We start from the raw sequence: 9231 nt of genomic DNA, 5'->3' as shown, positions 1-9231 counted from the left end.
CGACTCACTCCAACACGCAGAAAGGTGGTCTCTACGCATGCTGGCAATCGTCGTCTGTCTGGCGCCTGCCATCGCCCACGGTCAGGAGCGCCATTGGTGGAACGCCGTGGATCACGGGGCTGGCCCCAAGGTCAGAACGGATCTGCCCGCGATTCGATGGACCGCGTCGCCAGCGGCCGACTCAAACAGGAGATTCAGCGAGACCGGCGTTCAGCCATCGGCTGCTGATCGGGTAACGACGGCTGGTCGGTCAACCGTTCGAAACGCACCGCTCCCGCTCGAGAAAGCCATCCGCCGCGGGTTGGCGATCAACCCGGCGGTGCGCGCCGCCATCGCGGACGCCAATGCCGCCGGCACCGAAGTCGATATCGCCGAGTGGGGCTATTTCCCCACCGTCGATCTCTCCGCCGGCCCGGAAGAATTTCCGTTCAGCGAGTTCGGTTACGACGCCTCGGCCCGCCAAATGCTCTACGACTGGGGCCGTGTCGACAGCCAGGTCGCCAGCGCGGACGCGGCCGAAAGAGAAGCACTCCGCGCGGTAGGCGTTGCCGAGGAGGAAGCCGCACTCGACATCGTCGAGGTCTATCTGGACGTGCTCGCCGCAAAGCAGCGCCTCGAGGTGACAGAGAATTACGTCGACGACCTCGAGACTCTGCGGGATCTGACCGTGGATCGCGGCAGCAACGGCTATACCGACAGCAGCGAACAGGGCCGCGTGGCCCTGGATCTGGCCCAGTCCCGCGATGAGCTGGCCACAGAACGCGGCGCGCTCAATGACGCTCGTCAGCAGTTTCGCGTCCTGGTGGGTGTCTCACCCGGCGAACTGGAAGCGCCGATGCCCAACGAGCTCACCGCGCGTCTGGAGAAAACCGCAGCGCTGGACGACTGGATCGTCGCGGCGCCGGCCTATCGTCAGGCGTTAGCCAGCGCCGCTCAGGCCCAGGCGGAACTGGACGAGACCCAGGCGGCACTCAAGCCGCAGCTCAATCTCGAAGGTTCGCTGGAGCGTCGCCAGATCGGCGGCGAGCTGCAGAACGATTCGGTCATCGGGCTTCGCCTGCGCATGGATACGCTGCAGGGCCTGGCCAACTTCCAGCGCCCCGATGCTGCCCGCCAGCGACTCGAGGCCGCCCGCTATCGCATCGACGACCAGCAGCGCGAAATTCGCCGCAGCGTGCTGACCCTGATCGAAAACGCCGAGGTCTATCGGCAACGTCAGCAGGCGCTGACGGATCAGGTCAAGCAAGCGCGATCCGTCGGCGATCTCTACGACGATCAGTTCTCGGTTGGACTGCGTGACGTCAACGATCTGTTGACGATCCGCCAGGAAGCGTTCTCGGCCCGTCGTCAGTTAATCGACCTCGAAAGCCAGCAAAAGCGCATCCAGTATCGCGCAGCCTCACAACTTGGACTGATCAACCCGCTGATCACCGGTCGCCTGGGAGATGACGCTCCATGAGCCTATCCTCCTCCGAACGCAACGAGAACCGTCATCCGGATTCGGCCGAGAGCTACGCCAACAGCCACGCCGACAGCCACGCCGACAGCCACGCCGACAGCCACGCCGACAGCCACGCCGACAGCCACGCCGACAGCCAATCTGATCACTGCGCCGACAGCTACGCCAATCACCATGCTAACTATACCGATCCGCTCCGTGAGGGCATGGCCCTGCTTTGCCGCCGTCTCGATCGACCCGCCTCGGTTGCCGAACTGGGTGACGGTCTGCCGTTGTCACAGGGGCGATTGCCCCTGAGCGAAGTCGCCCGTTCCTTGCGCCGAGCCGGGGTCAGCGCTCGCGTGGCCGTCCGACCGCTGGCCAGCCTCTCCTCGCGGCTGCTGCCGGCGCTGTTGATTCTCGAGGACGGCGACACGGTCCTGCTGGAATCGCTGGATGCCGACGAGGCCACCGTCGTGCTGCCGGAGACCGGCGGCGGCCAGGAAGTGATGACCCGCGAGGCGTTGGAAGCGATCTACAGCGGTACCGCGATCTTCGCTCGTCCGATAGCCCGGAGTGACGATCGTGCCGGCAACTTTGCCAAAGCTGAGCCAAAACATTGGCTGAAGGCGCCACTCAAGGCGTGCTGGCCCGCCTATGCCGAAGTCGGCGTTGCCGCCCTGGCCGCCAACCTACTGGCGATCTCCACCGCGTTGTTCGCGATGCAGGTCTACGACCGCGTCGTCCCCAACGCCGCCTTCGATACGCTGTGGGTGCTGGCCAGCGGCGTTGCGCTGGCGGTACTGCTGGAATTCGTGCTCAAGGGCCTGCGTGCGCATCTGCTAGAGGTGATCGGCAAGCGACTGGATCTCGAACTCTCGTCCAAGCTGTTCGAACAGGCGATTCGCCTGCGTCTGGCGGCAAAGCCGCCTTCGACCGGTGCCTTTACCAGTCAGGTGCGCGAGTTCGAGGCGGTGCGTGAATTTTTCACTTCCGCGACGGCCGGCGCCATCAGCGACCTGCCCTTCGTTGCCATTTTCGTGCTGATCATCGCCTGGATCGGCGGGCCGGTGGCCTGGGTACCGGTGGCCGCTATCGCCGGGATGATCATTCCCGGCCTGTTGCTGCAACGCTATCTGGCCAAACTGGCCCGGGAGAACCTGCGCGAAGGTGCGGTCAAGAACGGGGTGCTGCTGGAATCGCTGGATCAGCTCGAGACCGTCAAGGCGACCCGCGCCGAGGGCCGCAACCTGGCACTGTGGGAATCGCTCTCGGCCCAGCTGTCGACGGCGTCGATCCGACTGCGCTCGGTCACCAGCATGCTGACGCACTCCGCCTCGCTGCTGCAGCAGCTGGGATACGTGGGCATCGTGATCGTCGGTGTCTACCGTATCAGCGCCGGCGACATGACGGTGGGTGCGCTGATCGCCTGCTCCATCCTCGGCTCACGAGCGATCGCGCCGATGGGACAGACCTGCGCCCTGCTCGCCCGCTGGCAGCACGTCAAGGCGGCTGTCGAGGGCCTGGACGAACTGATGCAGGCGCCCAACGAAAGCGGGGCCGGGCAGAAAGTCCGTAAACCCCGGCTCCACGGCGACTATCGCCTGGAGGAAGTCGAGGTCCGCCATCAGGAAGAGGGGCCGGCCGCGCTTAAGATCGACGAGCTGACGATCGAGGCGGGTTCGCGCGTCGCACTGCTGGGCGGTAACGGTGCCGGCAAATCGACACTGCTGCGGCTGCTCTCCGGCTTCATCGAACCCTCCGGCGGTCAGGTCATGCTGGATGACGTCAATATCGCTCAAATCGAATCCGCCGACCGGCGCCAGGCGATCGGCTATCTTCCGCAGGATATAGCGCTGTTCTACGGCACCCTGCGGGAGAACCTGACTCTGGACGGCGCGGCCTACGACGACGAGGAGATATTCCAGGCCCTGGACGGCGTCGGCCTGGGGCGTTTCGTGCGCTCGCATCCTCAAGGGCTGGAACTGCCGATCGCCTCCAGCGGCAGCGTTTCCGGCGGCCAGCGTCAGGCCATCGGCCTGGCGCGGCTGGTGCTGCAGGATCCCCGCATCGTGCTGCTGGACGAACCCACCGCCGCCTTCGACCAGACCAACGAGAAGCGCGCGGTGGAATTCCTCAAGCGGTGGATGAAAGGTCGCACGCTGATCGTCTCGACCCACAAGAAGCCGCTGCTCGAACTGACCGATCGCGCCATCGTCCTGCGCGAGGGCAAGCTGGCGATGCAGGGCAGTCTCGATCAGGTCGTCAAGGGCAACCGGGTCGCCGCCACCGGCAACCAGGGCGCCAGCTCCAACCTTGGTTCCCAACCCAGGGAGGCACGCTAGATGGCCACCACACTCAGCGATCAGGAACTGCAGCGCCAACTGGGCGATCCACGCGCCAATCTGCGTCATCCCCTTGCCCGCCCGGTGGTATGGGCCGTGTTGATCTGCCTGCTCAGCTTCATCGGCTGGGCCGCCTGGGCCCATATCGCCGTGGTGACCCATGGCGAGGGCCGGGTGATTCCGGTCAGCCGGATCCAGTCGATCCAGAGCCTCGAGGGCGGCATCATCGAAGACCTCAAGGTTCGTGAAGGCGATATCGTCGACAAGGACCAGTTGCTGGTCCAGCTCAGCGGCACCCGCTTTCGCAGCGCCTATCAGGAAACGCAGAATCAGGTCCAGGCACTGAGGGCGGCCATCGCCAGGCTGCAGGCCGAAGTGCTGGAGCAGGACAGCATCACGTTCCCGGAGAGCGTCGATTCGCAGAGCTCGCTGGCCCAGTCCGAGCGCGAGCTGTTTCACGCGCGGCGTGAAAAGCTGCGTGAGGCCACTGAATCGTTGGACCATGAAATCCAGATGGCGCAGCGCCGCCTGAACCTGATCCAGCCGCTGGTCAAGCGCAAGGCGGTGAGCGAGATGGAGGCGCTGCAGCTGCAGCAGGACATGGCGTCGCTACGGGGTAAACGCGCCGAAATCCAGAACAGCTACGTGCAGGATGCCTATACCGAGCTGACCGACAAGAAAGGCGAACTCTCCTCGCTGGAGCAGGTGCTGGTACAGCGTCAGGACCAGTATCAGCGCACCGAGCTGCATTCGCCGGTGCATGGCCGGGTCAACGCCATCAACTACACCACCCGGGGCGGCGTGGTACCGCCGGGCGAGACGATCATGGAGGTGATCCCGTTGGAGGATCAGTTGCTGATCGAGGCCAAGATCAAGCCGAGTGATGTCGCCTTCCTGGCGCCGGGCATGTTCACCAGCGTCAAGATCACGGCCTACGATTACACGATCTACGGGGATCTCGAGGGCACCGTCGATCAGATCAGTGCCGATACCATCGAAGAGGAGACGCCGCGCGGCACGGAGTCCTACTACAAGGTCTATATCCGGACCGACAGCGGCTCGTTGACCCACAACGGCGAGAATCTGCCGATCATCCCCGGCATGATCGCCCAGGTCGACATCCAAACCGGTGAGCGCAGCGTGCTGGACTATCTGCTCAAGCCGCTGCTCAAGGCCAACCTGTATTGATAGTTCCCAATCCGAGTGGGCACGACGCTCAGCGGCGCTCGGCCAACCAGTTTCGAGCTTCTTTCCGCAGCGCCTCGTCGGAAGGCCGGCCAGCCCGCGATTGGCCATCGACGGCGCGCTGGGCGTAGGTCAAGGCGTCGTCATCCTTGCCCTGATCCTCCAGAAACTGGGCGTAGTAGAAGTTGGTATCGATACCGGCAGGCCGAATCGATACCGCGCGCTCGAGCAGTTGCCGGGCCTTGTCGTCATCGCCGAAGGCGATCGGCCAGCCCGGCGCGTGCTGATAGAGCGCGCCCAGCGTCACGTAGGCCGAACCGTCTTCGCCCTGCGGGTCGATGGCGATCGCCTTCTCCAGTGCCGTGCGTGCCTGCTTGGCCAGATCCAGTGCGCCGAGGCCGCCCTTGGCCTTGGCGTACGAGGCCAGAATCACGCCCCGGGCCGTCAATATATGGGAATTCTCCGGTTCGCTCCTGGCCAGCATGTCGACTTCGCCGGCAAGATCCTCGAAAGCGCGTAACTGGGCATCGCCCTGCATCTGGTATTCGACATTGCCCCACCGCTGCATGAGGGAAAAGAGGGAAGAGTCCGGCGCTTGCGCCATCGCGGTAGCCGCACCGAGAACGCCGCTGGACGCCACGGCCAGTATCATGAGCATTAACATCAGTCGAAAACGGCTGCACGGGGACCACTGGCATTGCTGTCGCATCGACATCTCTCCTGGGGGATCGTGCTAATAATCAATCGTGCTAGCAATCTAACGAGCGTTTGAATCCATCACTATAGGGTTTTAGTCGCAAGAGACGCGGTTTTAATCGCATGAGATGGCCGCCAGACACCGGATTACGATACGCTCCGCCTTCGATGAGCGTAACAGGATCTTCTTATGCAAGGCCGCAACATGACGCGCTGGCGCGATCCCAAAACGGATCCGCGTCAGGAGAAGAAGAGCAACCTGATCACGCCGCAGGGATGGAATCGGTTACAGGGCATTCACGACCATCTGTCACGGGTCAAACGCCCGCAGCTGTCGGAGAAGGTCGGCGAAGCCGCAGCACTGGGGGATCGCAGCGAAAATGCAGACTACACCTACAACAAGAAAGAGCTGAACCGCGTCATTGCCCGGATCCGCTATCTGCGGAAGCGGCTGGACGAGCTCCAGGTCGTCGATCGCCTGCCGGCGGATACCGGCAAGATCTATTTCAGTGCCAGCGTCACGCTGGAAGACGATAATGGAGAAGAGCTGCAGGTGCGCCTGGTCGGCCACGACGAAACCAATACCGACAAGCACTGGATCAGCATCGATGCGCCGTTGGCGCAGGCGCTCCTGGGCAAGGCGCTGGATGACGATGTCGTCGTCGCGGCCCCGGGCGGCGAGACCCATTACATCGTGACCGATATCGCCTATGTCGATTCCGAAAGCTGAAGCCGCAGACCCAGCCGAGCTAGGCCGGGAGTACGGTTCAGACCGCCCGCCGAACCGGCGTGGAAAGACCGTTATCCGTCGCTGACATGAACGAGCCCTCGAGGACAGCCCATGCCGAATGCCATCGATCCGCCCTCATCGTCGATACTGTTCGCTCGGCAACCGATCTTCGACACCGCCCTGGAAATCGTCGCCTACGAGCTACTCTATCGCCCGACGGATGGCGGCCCGAGGCCGATGCCATTCGATGGCAACCGGGCCACCAGCACGGTTCTGATGAATGCGTTCAGTCAAGGCGAGCTGGAGACGGTCAGCGAGGGAAAGCCGCTATTCATCAACTTCACCGCCGACATGCTGAGTATCGATCTGCCGTTCGATACTTCGCGCCTGGTAGTGGAAATTCTCGAAGATACGCCGGTCGACGACACCATCCGTGACTGCCTGCAGCAGTTGCGCCAGCGAGGCTTCACTCTGGCGTTGGACGACTATGCCGAAGTGGACGTCGAGCATCCCTACCTGCCCCTCGTGGATATCGTCAAACTCGAATACCCGTATTACTGCGACGAAACGTTCAAGTACATCGTCGAGCAGCTACGCCTTCACTATCCCGAGCTCAAGATTCTGGCGGAAAAACTGGAGACGGAAGACGACCTGAACTGCTGTCAGCGCGCCGGCTGCGACCTGTTCCAGGGCTACTATCTGGCGCGCCCGCAGGTCATGCACGGCGGCGCCGACTTCTAAGCGCCAACTTCCGAGCGCCAACTTCCGAGCGCCAACTTCCGAGCGCCAACTTCCGAAGAACTTGGCCGGGCGTGCACGGCGAATCAACGCCGCGGTTTGATCGCACGATAGACGCGAAAGCGTCGGTTGTCGGCGAGGGTTTCGAAGCTGCCGAACGTCTCCTGCAGCCAATCCGGATACGGAAGAAACGCATTGGCAACCAGGGTCAGGCTGCCACCATCGACGAGATGCGCCGGCGCCTCGCGAATCAGTCGTTGGGTCGGCCCGTAATCGATCGAGCGCTCCTGATGAAACGGCGGGTTGCTGACGATGCCCTCGAAGCTGCCCTCCATCTGGCGATAGACATCGCTCTGAATAACCGTGCCGGTCAGCTGATTGGCGACTAACGTGCGCCGCGTGGCCTCGACCGCGAAGGCGTTGAGATCGACCGCCGTGACCTGGCAGCCCTGCTTCGCCAGCCACGCCGACAGCACGCCATCCCCACAGCCGACATCCAGCGCCCGCAGCGGCTTACCGCGCGCCGGCAACGGCAACGGCGACTGCGCCAATGCCTTCAGCAATAGCCGCGTGCCGTCGTCGAGCTTGCCATGGCCGAAGACGCCAGGATGGCTCGCCAGCGTCAGCTCTTCTGCCGTGAACGTCTGCCAGACCGCGTCCGGGTCACGGTCGGATGCGACCGTTCGGCTCGCGAACAGCGTGCAGCGACGCGCCGTATCCAGCTTGCGGCACGTCTGCTCAAAGCCTTCGAGTATCTTCGGGACACGCTTGATGCCGCCCTGGTTTTCGCCGACGATCTGAATCGGCGTGCCCGCCGGTAGCGCCGTATTCAGCGCGCTCAGCCACCATTCCCCCAACGCGAGGCTCTTGGGCCAGAACAGCACCGCCCCCGGCACCTCGGCGGGCGGTGCGTTCAGCGCCCCGTAGGCCGGGCGCCCGCCATTGCGCCAGGCCTCGCAGACATCCAGATCCGCACTCCACACGCTGCCCTCGCCGGACTCGAGCCAGCCATCGCGGGGTGGCGCGACCCATAGCCAGCCGCGATAGTCCGCATCCTGGCGGGCGAGCAGTTGACACGCCGGTGGCTGCGTCGACATCAGAACGTCTCCTCTGGGCCCGCGCTGTCGGCGTGCCGAATGATGTAGTGAAGGTAGCGCCCCAGGCGCCAGTGCGGATCAGTCTGGCAGTAACGCTTTTCGAGCTCGATGATCGTCGCGAGCTGCGCGTCGCTCGGCGCACGTTCCCGCAGGTAGTCGTGAAAGATCCGGATGCCGGCGACGCTTTCGATCACCAGCCCCTCTTCCCGACACCAGTGCTCGATATCGGCATGCGTCAATGGCGAGATCGGCGTCAAACGCTGCCGCTGGCCCGTTCCCGAAAGCCGGTCTTCCAGCGCCTTGTCCAGATTACCCTTGACCACATTGGAAAAACGCAGCGCATCCCGGTTGAACACCATCAGCGACAGACGACCACCTGGCGCCAGCAGGGACTTCAACGTGGCAACCGCCTGACGCGGCTGGGCCAGCCATTCGAGCACCGCGTGACAGACAATCAGCGGCCACGGCCCCGGCGCCAGCTCGGGCAATGCCTGGATCGGCGCCTGCAGTGTTCGAATGGGAAGCTCGCCGAATTCGGCTCGCGCTCGGGCCAGCATCTCCGCGGAGGGCTCCGCCAGCGTGACATCATGGCCGCGCTCGGCCAGCCACACGCTCATCTGGCCGAGGCCGCCGCCGACATCCAGCGCGGCCGCACCGTCCTGCGGCAGAGACTGCGAGAGGACCTGATCGAGCACCGCCAGGCGGATCTGACCGCGCGCCGTCGCGTAAAGGCTGTTGGCGAACTTGTCGGCCAGGCCGTCGAAGATCCGGTCCTGTCCCACGGGGATATCGTTGCCGTGCCGCGGGCTCGCGGCAGGCAGCGCGGAAGCATCATCAGAACTACGCATGAGAACTATGCATGAGAACACGGCATGAGATAGCGACGGCTCGAATCGGAAAGGCGGCATTGTATCAACGCCAACGCGGGCCGTCCCGACGCAATGACCCCCGCGGGTTTATCTCGACGAATCCGGCGCTTATACTGTGCGCCGCTTACCTCGC

8 protein-coding genes are annotated in these 9231 nt (G+C 63.8%); 5 read left to right on the top strand and 3 right to left on the bottom strand.

Annotation, left to right across the window (positions count from 1 at the left end; translation table 11 throughout):
• Positions 1-37: 37 nt before the first annotated feature.
• Genes DOM58_RS10855 through DOM58_RS10845 form a run of 3 tightly spaced genes read left to right on the top strand, consistent with a single transcriptional unit; the run spans position 38 to position 4971 of the window.
• Positions 38-1459 carry a TolC family protein gene (locus DOM58_RS10855; RefSeq protein WP_188113807.1) on the top strand — a complete coding sequence of 474 codons (1422 nt, stop codon included), beginning with the start codon at positions 38-40 and terminating at the stop codon, positions 1457-1459.
• Positions 1456-3783, top strand: coding sequence for a type I secretion system permease/ATPase (locus tag DOM58_RS10850; RefSeq protein WP_245392236.1), 2328 nt, complete (start codon positions 1456-1458; stop codon positions 3781-3783). The genes DOM58_RS10855 and DOM58_RS10850 overlap by 4 nt, the downstream gene beginning before the upstream one ends.
• Positions 3784-4971, top strand: a complete 1188-nt coding sequence (locus DOM58_RS10845; protein ID WP_110692831.1) for an HlyD family type I secretion periplasmic adaptor subunit — start codon at positions 3784-3786, stop codon at positions 4969-4971.
• Positions 4972-4999: 28 nt separating this feature from the next.
• Here DOM58_RS10845 and DOM58_RS10840 read toward each other — a convergent pair whose 3' ends face one another.
• Complete coding sequence (locus DOM58_RS10840) at positions 5000-5626, bottom strand: hypothetical protein (protein ID WP_245392235.1); 627 nt, start codon at positions 5624-5626, stop codon at positions 5000-5002.
• Between the two features lie 228 nt (positions 5627-5854).
• Between DOM58_RS10840 and greB the strand changes: the two genes are divergently transcribed.
• Complete coding sequence (gene greB / locus DOM58_RS10835; RefSeq protein ID WP_110643520.1) at positions 5855-6394, top strand: transcription elongation factor GreB; 540 nt, start codon at positions 5855-5857, stop codon at positions 6392-6394.
• Positions 6395-6505: 111 nt separating this feature from the next.
• Positions 6506-7135: an EAL and HDOD domain-containing protein gene (locus DOM58_RS10830; protein ID WP_110692830.1), complete on the top strand. Its 630-nt coding sequence runs from the start codon at positions 6506-6508 to the stop codon at positions 7133-7135.
• A gap of 83 nt (positions 7136-7218) precedes the next feature.
• Here the strand turns inward: DOM58_RS10830 and DOM58_RS10825 are convergent, their stop codons facing one another.
• Both DOM58_RS10825 and DOM58_RS10820 read right to left on the bottom strand, forming a co-directional pair.
• Entirely contained in the window at positions 7219-8229 is a 1011-nt protein-coding gene (locus DOM58_RS10825) for a methyltransferase (RefSeq protein WP_110692829.1), read from the bottom strand.
• Positions 8229-9077: a methyltransferase domain-containing protein gene (locus DOM58_RS10820; RefSeq protein ID WP_110692828.1), complete on the bottom strand. Its 849-nt coding sequence runs from the start codon at positions 9075-9077 to the stop codon at positions 8229-8231. The genes DOM58_RS10825 and DOM58_RS10820 overlap by 1 nt, the downstream gene beginning before the upstream one ends.
• Positions 9078-9231: the final 154 nt, after the last annotated feature.

Origin of the sequence: Salinicola halophyticus (assembly GCF_003206695.1) — a bacterium.
In the GTDB taxonomy this organism is placed as follows: domain Bacteria; phylum Pseudomonadota; class Gammaproteobacteria; order Pseudomonadales; family Halomonadaceae; genus Salinicola; species Salinicola halophyticus.
The sequence above is the reverse complement of the archived record's forward strand: the minus strand, read 5'-3'. Positions and strand labels throughout refer to the sequence as shown.

Bases quoted from the DNA above. Each gene is read 5' to 3' on its own strand.
- DOM58_RS10855 (WP_188113807.1), top strand. From the start codon at position 38: ATGCTGGCAATCGTCGTCTGTCTGGCGCCTGCCATCGCCCACGGTCAG.
- DOM58_RS10850 (WP_245392236.1), top strand. From the start codon at position 1,456: ATGAGCCTATCCTCCTCCGAACGCAACGAGAACCGTCATCCGGATTCG.
- DOM58_RS10845 (WP_110692831.1), top strand. From the start codon at position 3,784: ATGGCCACCACACTCAGCGATCAGGAACTGCAGCGCCAACTGGGCGAT.
- DOM58_RS10840 (WP_245392235.1), bottom strand. From the start codon at position 5,626: ATGCTCATGATACTGGCCGTGGCGTCCAGCGGCGTTCTCGGTGCGGCT.
- greB (WP_110643520.1), top strand. From the start codon at position 5,855: ATGCAAGGCCGCAACATGACGCGCTGGCGCGATCCCAAAACGGATCCG.
- DOM58_RS10830 (WP_110692830.1), top strand. From the start codon at position 6,506: ATGCCGAATGCCATCGATCCGCCCTCATCGTCGATACTGTTCGCTCGG.
- DOM58_RS10825 (WP_110692829.1), bottom strand. From the start codon at position 8,229: ATGTCGACGCAGCCACCGGCGTGTCAACTGCTCGCCCGCCAGGATGCG.
- DOM58_RS10820 (WP_110692828.1), bottom strand. From the start codon at position 9,077: ATGCGTAGTTCTGATGATGCTTCCGCGCTGCCTGCCGCGAGCCCGCGG.